Raw genomic sequence first — 21879 nt, forward strand, 5'->3', positions numbered from 1 at the left:
GTTTTATTTCCTCCTCAAATATTTCGCTACTGTATGGATATCTTTATCCCCACGTCCTGATATATTTATTACTAATATCTGATTTTTTTTCATCTTAGGTGCTAATTTCACTGCATAAGCTACGGCGTGAGAACTTTCTAATGCCGGCATTATTCCTTCTTGCAATGTTAATAATTTAAATCCTTCCAAAGCTTCATCATCTGTCACCGATTCATATTTCACTCTTTTTATATCGTGTAGATGGGCATGTTCTGGTCCTACACCTGGATAGTCTAACCCTGCTGATATAGAATGTGCTGGAGTTATATTTCCATCTCTATCACAGAGCATATATGTTTTCATCCCGTGTATCACTCCTACACTACCACAAAATGCTGCTGCATGCTGCCCTGTTCCTATTCCATATCCAGCTGCTTCTACTCCATAGAGTGCCACTTTTTCATCTTTTATAAAATCGTAAAACATCCCCATGGCATTGGATCCTCCACCTACACAGGCAATTATTGCATCTGGTAATCTTCCTTCAGCTTTTATTATCTGTGATTTAGTTTCCTCTCCTATTATCTTTTGAAAATCCCTTACCATAGTTGGATATGGATGGGGTCCAACTACTGACCCTATCACATAAAATGTATCTTCTACCCTCTGTACCCATTTTCTTATGGCTTCATTGGTTGCATCTTTTAAGGTTCCTGTTCCAGATGATACACCTGTCACCTTCGCTCCTAATAGTTCCATCTTAAAAACATTTATTTTTTGCCTTTCTATATCTTCTACACCCATAAAAACTTCACATTCCATCCCGAACAATGCTGCTCCTGTAGCTGTCGCTACCCCATGTTGTCCTGCACCAGTTTCAGCAATCACCTTCTTTTTTCCCATCCTCTTAGCCAATAATATTTGCCCCAATACATTATTTATCTTGTGAGCTCCAGTATGATTTAGATCTTCCCTTTTTAAATATATCTTTGCACCACCTAATTTTTTAGTCAACTTTTCAGCATAAAATAGTGGTGTTTCACGACCGACATATTCTTTCAAATAGTATCTATATTCCTTCATAAATTCTGGATCATTTTTTGCCTCTTCATAAGCTAATTCTAAAGTTTTTAATGGGTTCATCAATGTTTCGGCTACATATTGACCACCAAACTTCCCAAATTTTCTATCCATTCTTCCCACCTCTTTTAATTTTTTTAATAACTTCTTCTATTTTCTCTTCATCTTTAAATCCATCTGTTTCCAAACCTGAACTGAGATCTATAACATAAGGTCTTACTTTTTCTACAGCTTCTAATATATTTTCAGACGTTATTCCACCAGCTAAAGCAACCTTGTATCTTTCACTTATTCCTTCGATTAAATCCCAATTAAAAATCTCGCCACTTCCACCTCGGACCTTTTTATTATAGGCATCCAAAAGACATAGATCTGTCTGTTCTTTATATTCTAGAAGTTTTTTTTCTATACCTCTTTCTTTTACTGAAAATGCCTTCCAAATTTCATAGTCACCTCTAAATCGATCACAATATTCTGCTGTTTCTTCCCCATGAAATTGCAGGATATCGAGTCCACAATATTTCCCTATTTCTTTTACTTCTCCTTCCTTTTTGTTTACAAACACTCCTACAGTTTTTATTCTCTTATCCAGTTTATCTATTAATTCTTTAGCTTTCTCTTGAGTGATTTTTCTTTTACTCTCAGCAAATATAAATCCCACATAATTAGGTAAATTTTTATTTACCATCTCTATATCTTCAACTCTTTGTAATCCACATATTTTTATTTCTGTCATATTTTTACCCCTGCTGCACCCTTAAATTTTCTTGCCAATGCTCCCATATCATCACATCTCATGAAAACTTCACCAATTAAAACTGCATCTATCTCAGCTCCTTTTAATTTTTCTATATCCATTTCATCTTTTATCCCACTCTCAGACACGATCACTTTATCTTTTGGGATCAATTTTGCGAGCTCTATAGTTGTATCCAAATTCACCTCAAAGGTTTTTAAATCTCTATTATTTATTCCTATTATCACAGCTCCTAGCCTAAGTGCTACCTCAACTTCCTCTTTTGTATGCACCTCTATCAAGGCATCCAAGCCTAGGCTTTCAGCTATTTTTATAAATCTTTTTAATGTTTTTCCATCTAATATTGCCACTATTAGGAGTATTGCTGAAGCACCTAATGTTTTTGCTTCATAAATTTGAACTTCATCTATTATAAAGTCTTTCCTCAAGGCAGGAATCCCTATTTTATTTGTTATTTCTTTCAAATATTCTGGCTTTCCTAAAAAGAAATCTTCCTCTGTCAGTACAGATATTGCATCTACACAATTTTCATATTCTATAGCTAGTTTTAATGGATCAAAATTTTCTTTTATCACTCCCTTAGATGGGGAGGCTTTTTTCACCTCTCCAATTATAGACAAGCCTTCTTTTTGAAGTGCCTCTATAAAACTAGGTCTATATTCTGACCTTTCAGCTTTTCCCTTTAATAGTTTTACATCTAGATTTAACTCCTTTAGCCTCGCCTTCTTTTTTTCTACTATCCTCTCTAAGATCATATCTCACCTGCCTTTTTATCTATTTGTCATTTCTATTAGTTCATCTAATTTAACAAGGGCTTTTCCACTTTCAATTATCTCTCTAGCCATCTCCACTCCTTCTTTGATAGACGACACTTTTTTCCCTACATACAAGGCTGCCCCACTATTTAAAAGTAATATATCTTTTTTAGCACCTTTTATTTCTCCTTTAAAAATACCCTTTATTATCTCGGCATTTTCTTTAGGAGTCCCACCTCTAAGTTCCTTTTCAGTACTTCTTTTGATTCCAAAATCTTCTGGTTCTACATAGTAGGTGTTAATTACCCCATCTTTTAGTTCACTTATTTTAGTTTTATTGGTTACTGTTATCTCATCCATTCCATCCATTCCATGAACAACAAGTACATGTTTAGTTCCTAATTTTTTCATGGCTTCTGCCATAAGTTCGGTTAATTTTTCATGAAATACTCCGAGCACCTGTCCACTTGCTTTAGCAGGATTTGTCAGAGGTCCTAGCAGATTAAATATTGTTCTAAACCCTAATTTTTTTCTAACCGGTGCCGCATATTTCATAGAATTATGAAAGGTCGGAGCATATAAGAATCCTAAGTTTATTTTTTCTATACATTCTTTTACTTTCTCGGAACTCATATTTATATTTACACCCAAAGTTTCCAATACATCTGCACTTCCAGACTGACTAGACACCGATCTATTTCCATGTTTTACTACTGCTACTCCTCCAGCTGCTACTACAAATGCTGAGGCTGTAGAGATATTATATGTATCTGCACCATCTCCCCCTGTCCCACAGGTATCCACAGTATATCTATCTCTTAAATCTATTTTCATAGCTTTGTCCCTCATGACCTTAGCTCCACCACTTATTTCTTCGGCAGTTTCACCCTTTATCCTTAGAGCTGTCAAAAAGCTAGCTATCTTTACCTCTTCTACTCTTCCATCCATTATTTCTTCCATAGCATAACTCATCTGAGATTCTGTAAGATTTTCACCATTAATTAATCTATCAATAATTTTAATCATGCAAGTCCTCCTACAACAAAATTTTCTATCATCTTCATCCCTTCAGGGGTATAAATAGATTCAGGATGAAATTGTAATCCTACTATCTTGTATTTATTATGTCTCACAGCCATTATTTCTCCATCATCAGTTCTTGCTATTATTTCTAGCTCTTTATTTAATGTCTCCTCTATAATAGCCAGCGAATGATACCTTGCTACCTGTGTATTTTGAGTTATTCCACTAAATATCCCATCTTTAGAATGAATGATCTTAGAAGCTTTCCCGTGAAATACCTCCTTGGCATAGGATACAGTTCCACCAAATGCTTCTCCCATAGCTTGGTGTCCCAGACATATACCTAGAATCGGATATTTTTTATACAATTTTTCTATAAGTTCTATACATATTCCTGCTTCTTTAGGAGTCTTAGGCCCTGGAGAGATCACTATCTTATCTGGATTCAACCTGTCTATCTCCTCCACACTTATCTCATCGTTTCTAAAAACCTTTATATCTTTATCAAATCTTCCTAAATACTGATATAGATTGTAGGTAAATGAATCGTAATTATCTATTAAAATTATCATAAATCCTCCTTATTATCTGTTAAGTGCCGCGACCATAGCTCCTATCTTATTTCTACATTCCTCATATTCATTTTCTGGGATAGAGTCCCCTGTGATTCCTGCCCCTGCCTGTAAATATACCTTTTCATTTTTTAGAACCATAGTTCTAATGGCTATGCAGGTATCCATATTTCCACTGTAAGAAAAATACCCCACTGCTCCTCCATATATTCCCCTTCTATCTTTTTCTAATTCCTCTATGATTTCCATAGCTCTTACTTTTGGAGCTCCTGATAATGTCCCAGCTGGCAAGATAGAAGAGAGTACAGAAAAGTTAGTTTCGTTTTCGTTTTTCTCCCCTTCAACTAAAGAAACCAAATGCATAACATGGGAATAATTTTGTACCTTCATAAACTGAGTTACCTTGACACTATCTATCTTAGAAACTTTCCCTACATCATTACGGGCTAGATCTACTAACATGACATGTTCAGCCACCTCTTTTTCATCACTAATCAAATCTTCTGCCAAAATTTTATCTTCTTCTAAAGTCAAACCTCTTTTTCTTGTCCCTGCTATAGGGCAGGTGTATATTTTATTTTCCTTTACTTCCACTAGCATCTCTGGGGAACTTCCAGCTATTTGATAATCTCCAAAATTTATATAAAATAAATACGGAGATGGATTTGTAATCCTCAATTTTCTGTATAGATCAAATGATTTTTCCTTTGTTTCCATCTCCCACCTCTGTGACAATACTACTTGGAATATATCCCCTTCATAGATATATTTTTGTGCTTTTTCTACATTTTTCATAAATTCTTCCTTTGTTACATTCCCTTTTAACTCTACTTCAGCTCCCCCCTCTTTTTTAGAAGCTAATTTCATATCTATTCTCTCTTCTAATTTTTTTTCCATCTCCATAAATTTAGCTTTTGCTTTTAATCCCCCTTCTTTGCTCGGTGTCTCTATTACTGTAAGTATAAGATGTTGGTGAAAATGATCAAATATAATCCCTTCTTTAAAAAACATCAAATCTGAGTCTGGTGTTCCTATATTATCTATATTTTCATCTAATAAATTTTCATATTCTCTGACCATATCATACCCTATAGTCCCATAAGCTCCTCCAATGTATACGCTACCAGGATCCTCCAAAGAATACTCTTTCATATAACCCTCTACAATTTCCATAAATTTTTTTCCATCTTTTTTTATCTTTTCACCATCTAAGTCATATTCATCTCCAAAACTTTTTAGTCTTCTAAATGGATTCTTAGCTATAAATGAATATCTGCCTTTTTCATTGTCCCTACTTTCTAGGAGTAAGCCTATTCTATCTCCTACATATTTTTTAAAGACTGTAATCGGTGTTTCAGTATCTCCTGCTACTACCTTTGTATAAACTTTCATCTGTTTTTTATTTTCCACCTTATTCCTCCTGTTTTAACTTTTTCACCTTATTCACCTATAAATTTTTTTAAGAGAAAAGCCTACTCATTACGAATAGGCTTTTCTCTTAAAAAAATGTAACAAAAAAACCTGCTCATAGTGAACAGGCTGTTAATTTTATATATAAAAATTAATAGATCAATTTATTACCTAAACCTGGTCCACGTGTTAAAGCTATTTTATTTGTTGAGTTATCACTTTTCCACCACCAAGTAAATCTAATCATCTCTATCTCCTCTTTAAATTTCATTATACTCACTATATAATTTAATCTTTATTTTGTCAATTTTTTTTTATGAAAAAAGGGGGTTTTATTTTAAAACATATGTTTAAAGTAAGATTTCTATTATCTACATTGAGAGAAGGTAAAACACTGTAATTTTTAGTGATTTAACCTCTATTTATAACCTTAAAACGTCTCATAGTGAGACTAGTTGTTTCTTTAAGAGACGTTTTTTATCACTCTGATAATTTTTTAAAAACACGCTACCAACCCTAATAATACCAATGCTTTTAAGGCTTTATAGTTTGCTGTATTTCGATTGTAGAGGTGTAATTACAAGGGGAACTTTTTAGAGGCACCTTAGGAGGAGAATAAGAGAAAAAATTTTCTTAACTTCCTCTCTTATTTTCCCTCTTTCACTATCTCACCCATATATAATTTTTTTCTATTAAACCCTTCTTTATCTAACCCTGCCTCGGTATATCCATATTTGTCATACCCTTGGTTATCGTAACCTTGACGATTATAGCCTTGACGATCATATCCATTTTCATCATAGCCATATATATATATATCAGTATAATTAGTTAATATTACCGGTCTCTTTCTTTTACTGTAAAACTTATCAAAAGTTCTCCCTTTTCCATCATAGATCCCTTTAGTATACTTATTTTCTTTATCATCATTCCAGCCATATCTATCGTAATTTTCCTTATCATAACCATATTTGTCATAACCATCTCTAAAATACCCTTTTTTATCATAACCACCTTTGCTATATCCATATTTATTATAACCATCTATTGTGTATCCATAAATATTATACCCATCCACATCATAGGCCGTTTTTGTTTTTTCATTTATTTCCCCACGAGACCATCCATAAATATTATATTTAGTCTCTGTTCTCTTATTTATTCCACCTATTGTATATCCTTTTTCATCATATTTTGTCCTTGTCTTTTTATTTTTTCCAAAATATGACCATCCATATTCATCATAGGTCGTTTTCGTTTTTTTATTTTTATAACCTCTAGACCACCCGTATTTATCATATTTACTTCCGGTCTCTTTATTCAACCCTTCCTTATTCCACCCCTCATCATTCCAGCCATCTTTTCTATATCCCTCTCTATCATCTCCTTCTCGATTATATCCAAAGTCATTAAACCCTTTCTTATCATAATTTTCTATATCATAACCATATTTGTCATATCCTTCTCGATCGTATCCCTCACCACTGTATCCACTTATATTATAACCCTCTTTATCTGTATATCCCATAGAATGCCAGTTACGTTTTGTGGCTGGATTAAATCCTTTTTCATCATAACTACTACATCCAACCATAAATATTATTATACTTATTACTATGGCTATTTTATATTTCATAAGTTCCCACTTCCAAAATTTATTTTAAAACCTGATAACTAGAGATTACCAATATAAAAATCGACATTAATAAACCTATTTTAAGGTATCTCTCCCTCCATTTCAAATTGATCCCACGATTCATCTTACCTATTATTTTTGATAATGATCTACCTCTATGTTTTAGTGCAAAATTCTGAGAATAAAAAGTTGTGTAATTCAATCCATCTATAATTTCATCAAAAAGTTGCAGTGCATATAATACCGATATTACAGATCCTAAGAAAAATCCTAATCCTATGTATTCCTTCCCAAAATTTATAAATATTAAAGTAAGCGTTGTATTTAATAAACAAAACAAGCCCGTGACCTTTAAAGCACTCTTTAATGCATTGAAATAAAAGAAAATAGAAATCATTATTATAATATACACATTTCCCACTGCCCCAAAAGAAACAACTTTAAATATCTCTATTAATTCTGTAGATACTCCGTGATATATAATAAAATATCTCAAAAATAAAATTGCTGTTACTGTAATAAAAATTTGTATTTCTAAAGCATAAGATATTTCTTTATGCAGCTTTCTACGCATGTTTTTTCTCTCTTTTTCAATTTCCTCTAAAGTTCCATTTTTAAGAGTAAGAGCATAATATTTTTGATATATATCAAAAAACCTTGTTTCTATAAATACTACAAAAAATACAATACTAGGTATCGTGAGTAAAAATGAATAAAATACAGCATTCTCATAATGTAATGTCGTTCTATAGCCGTATCCTATCTCTATAGCCCATGGAGAGAACCAATATATAATTACATGAATCCAAGTCCCTAAAATATAAAATAGACCTGTAAACAGTAGACTAGAATAATTTTTTAAATACCCTAAAAATTCGTATTCCCCTCCCTCTCCTTCCTTGAATGTACTAAAAAAATAGTTTGTTAACATGTGTAGTGAAAATAAGATTCCTATAAAAAAGGAAACCAACATATTCCCCGCTACTCTATGTTCAGAAAACATAATTGGATATTTAGTAGTAATAAAAAACACCATCATAGATAAAATACTCGAATAAAAATATATCTTTGATATGTACACATAATCTTTTAGTATACTTATATAAGTTGTAATGGTCCATAATAATGACAAAGTTATGAGTATCCCTATTGATATATATTTGTAATATAGTGGTAGATCCTTCCTCCAAAAAAACATTATTCCTAAAGCCAGTGATAGTAATATTATTATTTTACCGATACCTACAAATGATGGTCTAACCTTTTTATATTCCTTTTCATAAAACCTATCAGATATATATCTAGTCACAAAAAATTGAAATGGAATACTAATCAACTGCGAAAATATAAAACTATATACCAAAGTTGTGATAAATAATGATTGTTCTAAAGGATCATCAAAAACTAGTTTTGACATCAAATTTAATATATTAATAGTAAGTATCATTGCTACAAATGGTCCTACCGAGATAAAAGTAGAAAATGTTATAGCTTTTATATATCCCGTAAAAGAATCATCATCATAGAATAATTTTCTTAGCTCAAAACCTATTCCAGCCATATCAATCCCACCCTTCCTCATATAGTTTAGTATATATATTTAAAAATTTATCTGATCGATAATATTTTTTTACTATTTCGTAGCCTCTCTCTCCCAGTAACTTTAATCTAGATTTATTTTCATAAAGGTTTGTAATCTCTGCAGCCATTGCCATATAAGACGTTGGAGGAACTATTATACCTGCATTTCCTATTTCTTTATGGCCCATTAACACACCTCTGCAATCTCCCACATCCGTTGCTATAATAGGAATTTTAGCTGACATAGCTTCTAAAATTGACAATGGCTGTCCTTCTGATATCGATGTGAGTAAAAAAATATCTAATCTACCCAAATAATCCATTACATCCACTTTCCCAGTAAAAATTATCTGAGAATTTAATTTTAAATCATCAATTAATTCCTTACATTCCTCATAATAATCTGGATCTTCTTCATATGGACCTATAAGATATAACTCTGAATTTTCTATAGTATTTGTAACAATTTTAAAAGTTTTTATCATCATCTTTACATCTTTTATCGGAACTATCCTTAAAATCGAACCAATAATAAACTTTTCAGTTTTTTCTTTTTTTATCGCAGAAAAACGATCTATATCTACACCATTAGAAATTACAAAGGTTTTATCTTTCGGTGCTCCAAATGATATTTGCAGATCATTATTATATTTAAAAAGAGAAATTATCTTATCGGAATATTTATATGCAATTTTTGACAAGAAATAAAAATAATCTATCCATATTTTTTTAAAATCATCTTCCACCCAATGAGATTTTATTACATCTTCCTCTCTTTCCCTTGCATATATTCCATGTTCCGTTAAATAATGTGGTTTATCATATTTAATTTTGGCTAATACCCCTACTACTCCTGCATATCCAGTTGAAACTGAATGATATAGATCAGCTTCTGGGATCTCATTTTGTAAAATATTCATCAAAAACATAAAAACTGATTTATATGACCAATAGAAGTTATTAAATTCTTTTTCTGAGTATTCTTCTTTATATTTACGACATATCTTACCCCAAAAAAAATTACTTGTTGTAAAATCAAAAACACTGCTTTTTTCCCTATCACTGAGGAGTTCTAATGCTTTTTTTGTATCAGCGGATAATTCCATATTTATAAACCTAGATATTATATCCGTCTCTTCCTCATCATATTTCATAAATTTTTTTTTATCTACCCTATGTTCATATATATCCGCAAGATATATGGTCCGAACTTCCAATAAATTTTTAGATAGTTGATATCTTATTTTATTCTCTTCTTTTTCACTTGGTAAAATAGACAATATCTTAAAATCTTTTTCTGGATGTCCATCTATCAATTGGTGAATCCAACTAGACACTCCTCCAACTACATAGGGATAACTGCCTTCTGCTATTATACATATCACCTGTCTCTTCATTTATTTACCCCTTTATTCCACATATTTCAAATATATTTTGCACTTCCTCTGTCATCGTAATTTCTTCTTCTTTATATCTTTGATTGATCTCCTTCAGCCCTTTCAAGTTCTTACTCTCATAGTACAATTTTGTCAAAATTATATATATTTCAAAGTTACTCTCTCTTGCCAGTAAAAGTTTTTTACACTCTTTTTCTACCTTATCATATTTTTTTGTAACTAAATACATATTTAAAAGCCTTATATAGTTTTTTAACCTCTTGTCTACCTCTATTCTTTTTTCTAAGATATCTATATACATTTCTCTATGTATATTTAAAATTTCCCCCACTAATATATCATTTTTCAAATAATTTTCATAAAATATAATCAAGTCATCAAAATCTTTTTCCTCTTTTGACTTTTTATATTTTATTTTATACGCTCTCAATTGTTTATCAAATTTTTCAGATAACTGATTAAACTCAACTGCTGAATAATGCACTACCTCTATATCTTTATCCACTAAGCCTTTCCTTAATATTTTTACTTTTATTTTTATATCTTGAGGTTTAAATTTTGTTATAAATTCTTTCTTCTCTTTTTCACCTTCAACACTCATAGTATCTATAGCGCTTATTAATTTTAATTCTTCCCTTAAATTTATATCTTTTAAAAAAAATTTTTCATCTAAATATTTTTCAAAATCAAAAACTTCCTCTACTATATTAAAATCTTTTTCTTTTAAAAAAATTATGTTCATCAAGTAAAGAAATATACCTGCAAAGGGAATTGCAACAGTTAATCCATTATATATAGAAGCATCTTTTTTCTTATATTGATAATAAAAAAATAAAACAAGAACTACCAAACTATGCAGGATTAAAAAATAAGAAAATTTTAAACTTTCCAAATAAAAAGCCATATAGGTTATCCTTGCTTCAAATATTGTCAATAATAATATTGTTAATTTATACATCTTCTCACCTACTTTAATATGATCGATATCTTATTTTCATTCGCTTCCAATAAATAAAGGGTACTATTTTCATCATAACTGATCCACTGGATCTTTCCTCCTATTACCTCTTTTACTTTTTTATCTCTTAATCTAAGGTAATGATATGTTGTCCCTGGAAAATTTTCAAAATAAACATCTATACGTTTTTCTTTTTTAAATACATGAACTTTAAGTTTATCCAATTTGAGAACTTCCCTATAACCATCATAAGCTGTCTGAGCTCTTAAAAAACCAAATTTTTCATTAACATTTTCAAAATATAAAGATAGGTCTTTTTTTAACTCTTCCCAATTTTTACCCTGTCCCCTCTCTTCATCCAAAATATCATCCGGATGGATAAAATGATGGAAAATCCCATAAAGAGCTATTCCTTTATACATATCAAACATCATCACCCTGTCATATATAACTCCCGAACTAAATCTTGGAAAATTATATAAACTTGGCTCATCTTTATCCCATCCTATATGAGTTATCAAAACCCCTTTTTCTTTAGCCCCACTGTAAATTCCAGAAAGTACTTCTAAGGAAGGAAGATTCTCTTTCAATACTCTCTTTCCTGTAGCTCCTATCATATTTGAAGGAGGCACATATACCTTAGCTTCTAAACCACCATACATTTCCTTTAGATTCTCTCTTATTTTTATAATACTTCTAGCCATATCCTCCTCTGTCTCCCAGTTTTTATAATTATAATTATGATTTAATTCCTCTCTCAATCCCAAGGGTTGATGATTATACCCATGGATTCCTATTTCTCCATTTAAAGTAAGTAATTCTCTCCCAAAATATATCTTATCTTGAGTACCAGTTTCATCTAATCTATTAAATTTTTTTGCTTCTGTTATATCCTTGTAGGTTCCGATGATATATCCTGTATAGATAAGATTTTCATCTATTGCTATTTTCTTCATATCTGGCCACCATACTTCACGAAAAAAATTTCTTGTGTTCACTTTATATTTAGAGAAAATTAATTCATTGTTTCCATAAGGTAGAGGAGATGGGAAATCGTCTATATCCACTACCTTGGTATTTACGATATTTTGTAGAAAAACACTATTTACATAGGAGATCAATTGTATTAAAATGCCATTAACAGATCTATCTCCAAAAAAAGTTGCATTGGAATAAACTACTCTTCCCTTCCCTACCTCTCTTTCAAAAATTAGCGGATATCCCTCAAAAGTTTCAGCTATTATATCGACATCTTTTTTTAAGTTAATATCCAACAGAGAATTAGTTATGTTTTTTGCTTCTTCTCCTACTATTTTTGTCTCATATATCCCCGGAAAGATATTCTTCTTAAATTTAAGACCACTTCCCTCTATAAATCCTTTTAATTTTTCAATTCCTGCAATTTTATTAAATGGATTAAAATAGGAATTTATCAAAATAATTAAATTTCCACCATGAGCTACATAATCTTTTATCTCTTCATATATATCTTTTTTCAAATATTTATAATCATCAGTCGCTATAATTATACTTTCGTAATTGTAAATTTCTCCTTTTTTTAATTTATTTAAATAGTTTAGATCATAAGATATTTTTGCATAGCCGAAAACTTCTTTTATATTTGTATATATTTCCCTTTGAGTATCTGAATCTATATGAGAGATCAAAACCAGATGTTCTAATTCTCCATTAGGAATATCTTTTGAATCTGAATATGTTATTTCTTTATATTTATATCCCGGTTTTATATCTACCATTTCATTTAATTTATTTACCCTAAAAAATTGTAAACTCAACCCCAAAATCAGCATTAACAATACTAAATATTTAATCTTCATGATACTCCTCCAAAACACCTAGATTTCTCTCTAGTATTTTAGATTTTAACAATCCTATATTTTTCAATTGAGTTGCAGGAAAAATAATATATAAAAGTTTTTTCACTTCTGAATATCCTGCTTTGTCCACATTCCTTATATTCAATTCTATCTCTTTCAAATCTTTTACTAATACTTTAAATTCAACCAATACATGGGACAACTCAAACATCTCTGCTCTTTTTTTCTCCTCCTCCAATCTTTTTTCAAAGAATTTTTCTCGCATAATTAAAGTTTTTTCATAGTATATTTCATCCCTTATTTTTTCACTATAAGACATGGCATTAGAAATAGATTTACTAGTCCAAGATACTAATATTTCAAAAAGTTTCTCTGTGTAAGTAGTATAGGCTTCGTAGGATAATCTCTCAATATTTAATATAGCTATTACTTTCCCATTATTTAAAATTGGTGCACAAAATACAGGGACGTCCAAGTCCTCTCCATCTCTCTTCCCATACTTTTTATCCCTTATTACCTTTTCAAAATTTGGATATTTAGATATTTCTATAGAACTAGGTAGTTTTCTATTTTCTCCTACTGCTACCTTCAGCCTCATATATTTTTTTGAACTATTAACATCATATAGAGATAAAACCTCTGCATTTATATACGTTTTAAAAACACCTATTAGGTTGGTGATAATTTCTTCTACATCTAAAATATCCAGAGTATTCGCTATTCCATGAAGAGCTATAATACTTTCTTCAGATTTTATAATATGACCTTTCATACGATTGTTTAGATATATTAATTTGGTATTATTATCATACAAGATTTTATAGTTTTTATGTGTGATGGCAATTTCTTGATTTAAATCTCTTATTTTTTCATTTTGATTATCCTTTATCCTTCCTAATATAAAAGATAAGATGTAGAACATCAAAAGAAATTTATAATATTTAAAATCATAAAAAAATACTACAATATCATGACCTAAATCTAAATATACATAGATATAAGTCATTGTTGCCATTGTTGCACTAAGTATCCCTAGATGTACACCATATCTATATGCCATTATTCCTGCTAAGATCAATAGGGGATGTATATTAAATTCTAAAAATTGTTGCTGATATCCCAATATATTTCTAAATAAAACAACTATTAAAGTAAAATAAAAAATATTTTCTAAAAAAAATATAATATTTTTTCTTCTTTTTTCCATACTTACTCCTCCTTCCCAAAACTTTCATAGGTATCTATTGTATCTAAAAATACCCCGTCAAACCCTGTATCTATATACTTTATTAGCATTTCCTCTATTATCCCCCTCCACTCTTTCGACCAGTATTTAACGATATAGTTCCCACCCCAATTTTTATTTTCATATAAAATCCATTCTGGTAGTTTTTTATCCCATTCTTCCTTCCAATATTCCCTATATTCCTCCGCTTCTCCGACGCTAAAATAACCTATAATCAACCTTCTTCCCCCTTGAGGTTTCACTCTTAGTTTGTCTAGGTCATCTTTAGTCAATTCAATTCCTTTAAAATATAGATCAATTATTAAAACATCATATGTTGTTTTAGATAATACATCTATATATTTAGCCCTATGTCTAAATTTTTCTGGATTCAAAAGATATAAAAAATTTTTTGCATGAGAAAGGGAAGTTATATCTTCTGTATTTTTTCCAAATACATCTTCAACTATTTCAGTAACTTCGCGATCCTTTGGACAATAATTTAAAAAACTATTATCCTCTGCCAAATTTTTACTCCTCCATTTCCCATAGTTGCTATTTGTATAATTTACAGTCATTATCACCTTATCTAAGCTTTTTAATATCTTTAAATTTTTTAAAAGGCTTTTTTTCCCCTCATAAGGTGTCTTCTCACCATATTTAGGATAACCATAAAATAATGATTCTTGAGTTATTCCATCTACAGCTCCTAGCAGTTCTTTGTCTACCTCGCCTTTTTTCTGAAAATAAATATTTGTTCCATTCTGTGGAATTATAATAAAATTTTTCGGACTTTCATCTCTTATCTTTAATATTAAGTTTTTCATCTCTGCTTTTTCATCTATCCCAAGTGAATTAATGCCTATCATTATAAAACTGATCAAAAATATTAAGTTTTTCATGTCATTTTTGTATGGATAAGTATATAAAATTCTTATCATACTCTCCTCTCTTATTTTTTTCTATAATTATTTTTTATTTTAAATATAAAATATATTAACATTGTTGTTTTTTTATTTTTACTATACTTAACTACACTATGTGAATACTTAAAGTATATTATATAATTTATGTTTATGCAAACACCTCAAATTATAATCTATCTATATATTTGTTAATTAATCTGTGGTAATATATTTCTATAGCATGTATAATATTTATTTAGATGACATAAATCTATTATTTAAGTTTATTCTTTTTCGTATTTTAAATTTAATTACTAGACTTGTTAGAAAAATATATATTCTATCCTAATAGTATAAGAAATAAATTTATACAAATCAAGTTATTTATACAATTCAGAGAACTATATTTTTTAGGAGGAATAACCATGAAAAAACTAATTTTCCTTTCATTTTTAATTTCACAATTTACACTGTCTCAGGAAAAAGGAAATAAATTTTATGATTTTAACATCATACGAAAGGACCTTACTTACAAAACAAATATGAGGTATGAAAACATCTTGAATTTTTCAAAACCTACCAATAAACTAAACCTTTATTCAACTTATATTGATCTCAGACAGTATAATGATTATTCTAAAATTTATTGGAACTTAGGCCAAGGATATATCTACCTTTCAAAAACTTGGGATTTAGAATATAGTGTAGAAAAAAACTTTGTTACCTATCAGCAAGAAAATATTGGCGATAAAGACTACGATGGATGGGAAATAGATTTTTTATTCAGGAATCACTTAGAAAAGGTTGATTGGGTTGGACATAGATGGTCTAGATCATGGGGATTTGGAACCACTTATTCCGATGGTGGAGATTTAGAGTATGATCTTTTTGATGAAAAGGTTACCGATATATTTCTTACTTATAGGATGTCTACAAACTTTGATAATATTGGATTGGGAGGAAGTTACCTGAGTCTCACTACCAATGGCGGTGGAGTTTTAAGTTCTATAGAAGATAATGGGTATAGATTAAATTTTATAGTGGATACCTTTACCAATTGGGGATATGGATTCCAAACTGCTAATACCCTCACCAATGAACTCCGAAGTTATGGAAACTATACCAACTCCTACATGTTAAATTTTGCTTCTACAACATCTTGGACATATGAACTTTCTCATGATTTTGCATTTATTACCGACGTTTTTTTTGAGAGTGAAAATTTCTTTAATGGAACTGACAGGACAGATAAGATAGAATTTAATGTCTTCCCACATCTGAGATATAATAAAAAATTAGATGACTCCTTTCGTTTTTTTGCTAAATTAGGAGTGACTCCCATATCAATAGTAAAATATTCAAGTGGCTTTGATGACAGCGGTTTCTATGCCAAAGGAGTAGCAGGAATCACATATAGATGGTAAAAAAAGGCACTCTTTAGAGTGCCTTATCTTTTAATATTTATATCTAGTTTTGCTATTTTTGAAGCCTTGCACTTAATTTAAAAATCTGGATTTTTAGACACCAAAGAAATTTTATAAACCTAAGCTTTAGAGATATTTATAGCAGTAACTTTTAATTCAGGGATACTACATACAGGGTCTAAGGCTCCTCCATTTGTTAATACATTAGCTCCATTTCCAAAGTGAAATGGCATAAATACTGTTTTTCCAGAAACAGTGTCAGAGATTTTGGCCACAGTAAATATCTTTCCTCTAGGAGATCTAACAACAATCTTATCACTATCTTTTATTTCTAATTCCTTAGCGAGTTCAAGAGAAAGATTTAACCAACTAGAGTTAAATTCCTTATCTATCTCATCCGTTCTCATAGTCATAGTTCTAGTGTGATAATGCTCCAATATTCTTCCTGTTGTCATTATAATCGGGTATTCTTTTGTTGCTTTTTCAATTGGATCTCTATATTTTACAGGCATAAATTCTACTTTTTCACCTTTAATAAACTTATCTTTATGTAAAAATTTAGTTCCAGGATGATCCTTTGTAGGGCAAGGCCATTGTAATCCTAAAGAGTCAATTCTATCATATGAAATCCCGTTATATTGAGGAGTTAAAGATGATAATTCTTCAAATATATCTTTAGAACTACTATATTTATTTTTAGAAATTATTCCAAATTTTTCAAGAAGTTCAGCAAATATAACCCAGTCTGGTTTAGAGTTTCCAATTGGAACAATAGCTTTTCTTACTCTTTGGACTCTTCTTTCTGTGTTTGTGAATGTTCCATTTTTTTCAGCAAATGTAGTTGCCGGTAAGACAACATCTGCAAGTTCAGCTGTTTCTGTTAAGAAAATATCTTGGACCACTAAGAAATCTACTGTTTTTAATGCTTTAGTCACATGATGTGTATCAGGGTCAGAAACCATAGGGTTTTCTCCTACAATATACATAAATCCTAATTTCCCGTCAGCAGCTCTATCCATCATTTCAGGTAATCTCATACCATTAGTTGTGCTAAGCTTTGCACCCCAAGCATCTTGGAATTTATTTATAGCCTCTGGATCAATAACATCCTGATAACCAGGGAATTTATTAGGAAGAGCTCCCATGTCACAAGCTCCTTGAACATTATTTTGACCTCTTAAAGGGTTAACACCTGCGTTAACTTTTCCTATGTTCCCACAAGCTAAAGCTAAGTTTACAGTTGATTTAACATTATCTACTCCTGTAGAATGCTGTGTGATTCCCATGGCATAATACAGACCAGCAGCAGGGCTCGCAGCATATATCTTTGCAGCTTTTTCAATGAGTTCTGCTTTTACACCACATATTTTTGCTGTTTTTTCCAGTGTATATTCCCTGACAGTTTCCTTTAAAAATTCAAAATTATTAACTTTTTTATCTATATACTCCTGATCCTGGAGGTTATTTTCTATTATATAGTTTATCATTCCATTTAAAAGTGCCGTGTTTGAACCCGGTTGAATTTGAAGGTAGCAATCTGCAATTTCAGCTAATTTAATTCTAACGGGGTCGGCTACTATTAATTTTGCCCCCCTTCTAAGGGCTTGTTTTATAGATGCTCCAATAACAGGATGGGCTTCTGTTGTGTTACTTCCTATTACAAATATAGTATCGTTATTTGCTACTTCTTCTATGGGATTTGTCATGGCTCCACTACCAAGCATAGCTGCAAGACCTGCAACTGTAGAAGAATGTCAGAGACGGGCACAATGATCTATAGAGTTTGTTTGAAATCCAACTCTAACCATTTTTTGGAAAAGATAGTTATCTTCATTTGTTGTTCTAGCACTAGCTAGTGCAGCAAATCCAGACCCACCTTTTTCAGCTAATGTTTTTTTTCTATTTAAATCAATAACTTCATAGGCTTCTTCCCAAGAACATTCAATTAATTTACCATCTTTTCTTATTAAAGGATTTGTAAGCCTATCTCTATGATTGACAAAGTTATACGCAAAAACTCCTTTAACGCAATAAAGACCATTATTAATGCTATCCATAACAGGATCCACTCTAACAACTTTATTATCTTTTGTAACTAAATTTAATTGACACCCCACACCACAATATGAACATGTTGTCTGTGTTTTTTGAACCTGCCAATTTCTAAATTTTTCTTTAGATTTAGGCATAAGGCATCCCACAGGGAACGCGTGAACACAGGCCCCACACTCTGTACAGTTAGTATCACCGTTAAAGCTAGCTTTTTCAATAACAGTATGTGGTCCTCTATTATTTAGACCTAAGGCATCATTACATTGTAGTTGGCTGCAAATCCTTACACACTTCTCACAAGAGATACATTTATTACTGTCAATCGAATAAAATTTAGCATCTTTGTCTATGGAGATGCCTCTATGTTCCTGAGTCTCCGCAATGGCATCAATATCAACACCATATTCATAGGAGTAATCCTGTAGCTTACATTCTCCTGATTTTTCACAGGTTGTACATTCATTAAGATGACTAGCCCAAAGAAGCTTTAATATAGTTTTTCTAGCATTTGCTACTTTTTCTATTTCTGTTTTTATAATCATACCGTCTTTAACTTCCGTTGAACATGAAGTTTGAAGCTTTGATCTTCTTCCAGTACCTATTTCTACAACACACATCCTGCAAGCTCCTGTTGGAACCAATCTTTTATCGTCGCAGAAAGTAGGAATTTTAATACCTATATCTTCAGAAGCCCTTAAAACTTTTGTATGTTTAGGGACGTTATATTCTTTGTCATTTATAGTAATTTTAACCAAGTTATTCACATTTTCCTCCCAGTGCATAAAATTTTTAAATTAATCAATCGTTGCTGCATATAGTTCATCTTTAAAATACTTAATAGCTTTTAAAACAGGAGTAGCCGCAGTTTGACCAAGACCACAGAAAGAAGTTTCTGTCATTATGGCTCCGACTTCTACAAGATAATCTATATCGCTTTTTTTCGAAGTTTTATTTATAAGTTTATCTATTTTTTTTTGTATACATGAACCCCTTCTCTACAGGGAATACACTTTCCACAAGATTCATGATGAAAAAAATTGTTAGCTAATTTAATATATTCTATGACAGACATATCTTCATCAGCGACTAAAATAGCACCAGATCCTATCCCAAGATCTAGATCCCAAAGATCTTCATATGTATATCTAGTATCCAACAGACTTTCTGGTGCAAGGGGTCCTGAAACTCCTCCAAGTTGTAAAAATTTAACTTTTTTATTATTTTCAATACCACCGGCTACATTTTCGATGATCTCTCTAAGGGTAAGGCCAAATGGAATTTCATATACACCAGGTTTGTTAACATTACCACAAATACTGATTAATTTAGTTCCGATACTGTCGCCATATCCATATTTAGCATATTCAGAAGCTCCCATTTTAAGGATAGTCGCAACTACTGCTAAACTTTCAACGTTATTAAACTGTGTAGGCATTTGAAGATATCCTTTCGATCCGATTCTAGGTGGTTTGAGTCTGGGTTTACCTGCTTTCCCTTCCATAGATTCAATAAGAGCAGACCCTTCACCACAAATGTAGGCTCCGACTCCTGAAAATACTTTGATATCAAAATCAAATCCTGTTCCCAGTATATTTTTTCCTAAATAACCTTTTTCTCTAGATAGTTCAAGAACTGTTTCTAACTCATGTTTCATATATGTATATTCTTCTCTTAAATAAATAGCTCCTGTTTTAGCACTTCTCATATATCCAGAAATAGTGAGACCTTCAATAACTTTATAGGGATCTTTTGCTATAAGTTCCCTATCTTTAAATGTATCAGGTTCCCCCTCGTCAGCATTACATATAACAAACGTTTCTTCATCTAACTCACGGATCCCTCCTTCCCATTTTTGCCAAGTAGGAAAAGCTGCTCCTCCTCTTCCACGTAGTCCAGAAATTTTTAGTTCATCTATAACATGCTGCTTCCCTTTTTCAAGAGCTACTTTAAGTCCAATGAATCCACCTAGCTCTATATACTTATCTACCTCATTGTATTTATATCTACCAAAGTTTTCACTTATCATCTTAATATTGAATTTATTATTTATTATCCTCACCCCCCTCAGAAAGTTGACCCAATAGATCTATTACCTTTTTACCGTAAGATTCCCATGAACAACCCCATTAACTCTCATAGCGGGTTCAATATCACAGGCTCCAAAGCATGGAGTATGTTCGAAAGTAAATAAATTATCAGAAGTAGTTTCTCCTAATTTAATATTTAATTTTTTTTGAATAGCTTCTCCTAGTAGATGTTTTTTCTTGACACCGCAGACAGTACTTTCACATAGTTGTAAAACGTTCTTTCCTTTTTTACAACTATTTATAGCTGAGAAAAATGTAATCACCTCATCAACCCTAGCTTTTGGCATCTTTAACTCTGTAGCCACATAATCAGATACCTCATCTGAAATATAGTTGTCTTTATTCTGTCTTTGAATTTCAGTAAGAATCGGAAGTAGATCTATCTTACTAAAATTAAAATTAGATAATATGTTATCTATATATGTTTTATCCATACTCAAATGTCCTCCCTTAAAAAATCATAAAAATAAACTTAATATAACTGCTGTTTCATCCATATAAAAATAAAAACACCTTATAAAATGTTTCTAAATCAAACGAATCGCATTAATTATACACCAAATGCCCTGATAAAAAATATTTTTCTATGCTCCGTGAAAAAAGGATCGTATTTTAATAAGAAAAGCCTTAAAAATATTTAAGTTTAAATTTTAAAGAAATCAAAAAAATAGTACTGCAGTACCAAAAAATTGACTAAACACTAAAAAATATAGTACTATCATCTTGTAGTCTTATTTTCATTGGGGTCTTAATTTGGGGGGGAATTGAAATTCTAAAATATCAAACTAGGAAGAACTGATTTATAATAAGAAATACGATAAAAAATTAAGCGGAGGAAATTATGTCAAAAACTTTTTTAAACACAACGGAGGTAGCTGAAGCTGTTGTGCAAATGGCTATAAAAAAAACTAAAACAAAATCATCGAAAATATTTGTACTGGGAAGGGTCTGTCTCATATTTTGTGTAAACCTCCAAATTAGTGTAAACTACAATTACATTAATTTGGAGATTTTTTTATGAGAAAAAGAGAAAAAGAAGAAAAGATTTATCCCCTGATGAATTAGCACGAAAAGAGCTAATTAGAGAATATCTTAGTAGAACACCTAATACCAGTTTGGATTTTAGTGTATTAATTAAAGAAATGATGGGACAAATGCTTGAAAGTGCTTTAGATGGAGAGCTGGAAGAACAACTTGGTT

General features: G+C 31.0%; 19 protein-coding genes. 2 read left to right on the forward strand and 17 right to left on the reverse strand.

Going from position 1 to position 21879, the window contains the following annotated elements; translation table 11 throughout:
- Window positions 1-3 precede the first annotated feature (3 nt).
- The 13 genes from trpB to V5784_RS09315 all read right to left on the reverse strand — a co-directional run bounded on the left by trpB (window position 4) and on the right by V5784_RS09315 (window position 15152).
- Window positions 4-1182, reverse strand: a complete 1179-nt coding sequence (gene trpB, locus V5784_RS09255) for a tryptophan synthase subunit beta (RefSeq protein ID WP_336888745.1) — start codon at window positions 1180-1182, stop codon at window positions 4-6.
- A complete protein-coding gene (locus V5784_RS09260; protein WP_336888746.1) occupies window positions 1166-1795 on the reverse strand; it encodes a phosphoribosylanthranilate isomerase in 630 nt (209 codons plus the stop codon). Before V5784_RS09260 ends, trpB begins: the two co-directional genes overlap by 17 nt.
- On the reverse strand, window positions 1792-2571 hold the full coding sequence (gene trpC / locus V5784_RS09265; protein ID WP_336888747.1) for an indole-3-glycerol phosphate synthase TrpC: 780 nt from the start codon (window positions 2569-2571) through the stop codon (window positions 1792-1794). Before trpC ends, V5784_RS09260 begins: the two co-directional genes overlap by 4 nt.
- A 15-nt stretch (window positions 2572-2586) precedes the next feature.
- On the reverse strand, window positions 2587-3597 hold the full coding sequence (gene trpD / locus V5784_RS09270) for an anthranilate phosphoribosyltransferase (protein ID WP_336888748.1): 1011 nt from the start codon (window positions 3595-3597) through the stop codon (window positions 2587-2589).
- On the reverse strand, window positions 3594-4166 hold the full coding sequence (locus V5784_RS09275; RefSeq protein ID WP_336888749.1) for an aminodeoxychorismate/anthranilate synthase component II: 573 nt from the start codon (window positions 4164-4166) through the stop codon (window positions 3594-3596). Before V5784_RS09275 ends, trpD begins: the two co-directional genes overlap by 4 nt.
- Window positions 4167-4178: 12 nt before the next feature.
- The gene (trpE, locus tag V5784_RS09280) at window positions 4179-5576 is read right to left on the reverse strand and encodes an anthranilate synthase component I (protein ID WP_336888750.1); all 1398 of its coding nucleotides are present in this window, start codon (window positions 5574-5576) and stop codon (window positions 4179-4181) included.
- Window positions 5577-6222: 646 nt separating this feature from the next.
- Entirely contained in the window at window positions 6223-7212 is a 990-nt protein-coding gene (locus tag V5784_RS09285) for a hypothetical protein (RefSeq protein ID WP_336888751.1), read from the reverse strand.
- A 19-nt stretch (window positions 7213-7231) separates the two neighbouring features.
- Window positions 7232-8773, reverse strand: coding sequence for an exopolysaccharide Pel transporter PelG (gene pelG / locus V5784_RS09290; RefSeq protein WP_336888752.1), 1542 nt, complete (start codon window positions 8771-8773; stop codon window positions 7232-7234).
- Window position 8774: 1 nt separating this feature from the next.
- Window positions 8775-10190, reverse strand: a complete 1416-nt coding sequence (gene pelF, locus V5784_RS09295; RefSeq protein ID WP_336888753.1) for a GT4 family glycosyltransferase PelF — start codon at window positions 10188-10190, stop codon at window positions 8775-8777.
- A gap of 4 nt (window positions 10191-10194) precedes the next feature.
- The gene (locus tag V5784_RS09300) at window positions 10195-11148 is read right to left on the reverse strand and encodes a hypothetical protein (RefSeq protein WP_336888754.1); all 954 of its coding nucleotides are present in this window, start codon (window positions 11146-11148) and stop codon (window positions 10195-10197) included.
- An 8-nt stretch (window positions 11149-11156) separates the two neighbouring features.
- Window positions 11157-12986, reverse strand: coding sequence for a DUF2194 domain-containing protein (locus V5784_RS09305; RefSeq protein ID WP_336888755.1), 1830 nt, complete (start codon window positions 12984-12986; stop codon window positions 11157-11159).
- Complete coding sequence (locus V5784_RS09310; RefSeq protein ID WP_336888756.1) at window positions 12976-14193, reverse strand: hypothetical protein; 1218 nt, start codon at window positions 14191-14193, stop codon at window positions 12976-12978. The genes V5784_RS09305 and V5784_RS09310 overlap by 11 nt, the downstream gene beginning before the upstream one ends.
- A gap of 2 nt (window positions 14194-14195) precedes the next feature.
- The gene (locus V5784_RS09315) at window positions 14196-15152 is read right to left on the reverse strand and encodes an endo alpha-1,4 polygalactosaminidase (RefSeq protein ID WP_336888757.1); all 957 of its coding nucleotides are present in this window, start codon (window positions 15150-15152) and stop codon (window positions 14196-14198) included.
- 389 nt (window positions 15153-15541) lie between these two features.
- Here V5784_RS09315 and V5784_RS09320 point away from each other — a divergent pair, with 389 nt between their 5' ends.
- Window positions 15542-16540 (forward strand): hypothetical protein, encoded by a 999-nt coding sequence (locus tag V5784_RS09320; protein WP_336888758.1) that lies wholly within the window; start codon window positions 15542-15544, stop codon window positions 16538-16540.
- A 119-nt stretch (window positions 16541-16659) separates the two neighbouring features.
- Here V5784_RS09320 and fdhF read toward each other — a convergent pair whose 3' ends face one another.
- The 4 genes from fdhF to V5784_RS09340 are packed head-to-tail and all read right to left on the reverse strand — an operon-like array spanning window position 16660 to window position 21113.
- The gene (gene fdhF, locus V5784_RS09325; protein ID WP_336888765.1) at window positions 16660-19347 is read right to left on the reverse strand and encodes a formate dehydrogenase subunit alpha; all 2688 of its coding nucleotides are present in this window, start codon (window positions 19345-19347) and stop codon (window positions 16660-16662) included.
- 39 nt (window positions 19348-19386) lie between these two features.
- Window positions 19387-19572, reverse strand: a complete 186-nt coding sequence (locus V5784_RS09330) for an NADH-ubiquinone oxidoreductase-F iron-sulfur binding region domain-containing protein (protein WP_336888766.1) — start codon at window positions 19570-19572, stop codon at window positions 19387-19389.
- The gene (locus V5784_RS09335) at window positions 19557-20651 is read right to left on the reverse strand and encodes an SLBB domain-containing protein (RefSeq protein WP_336888759.1); all 1095 of its coding nucleotides are present in this window, start codon (window positions 20649-20651) and stop codon (window positions 19557-19559) included. The genes V5784_RS09330 and V5784_RS09335 overlap by 16 nt, the downstream gene beginning before the upstream one ends.
- 30 nt (window positions 20652-20681) lie before the next feature.
- Window positions 20682-21113, reverse strand: a complete 432-nt coding sequence (locus V5784_RS09340) for an NAD(P)H-dependent oxidoreductase subunit E (RefSeq protein WP_336888760.1) — start codon at window positions 21111-21113, stop codon at window positions 20682-20684.
- Window positions 21114-21520: 407 nt separating this feature from the next.
- On the opposite strand from V5784_RS09340, the gene V5784_RS09345 reads away from it, so the two are divergent.
- Entirely contained in the window at window positions 21521-21700 is a 180-nt protein-coding gene (locus tag V5784_RS09345; protein ID WP_336888761.1) for a hypothetical protein, read from the forward strand.
- The last annotated feature ends 179 nt before the right edge of the window (window positions 21701-21879 follow it).

The organism is Psychrilyobacter sp., from assembly GCF_037132775.1.
Classification (GTDB): Bacteria; Fusobacteriota; Fusobacteriia; order Fusobacteriales; family Fusobacteriaceae; genus Psychrilyobacter.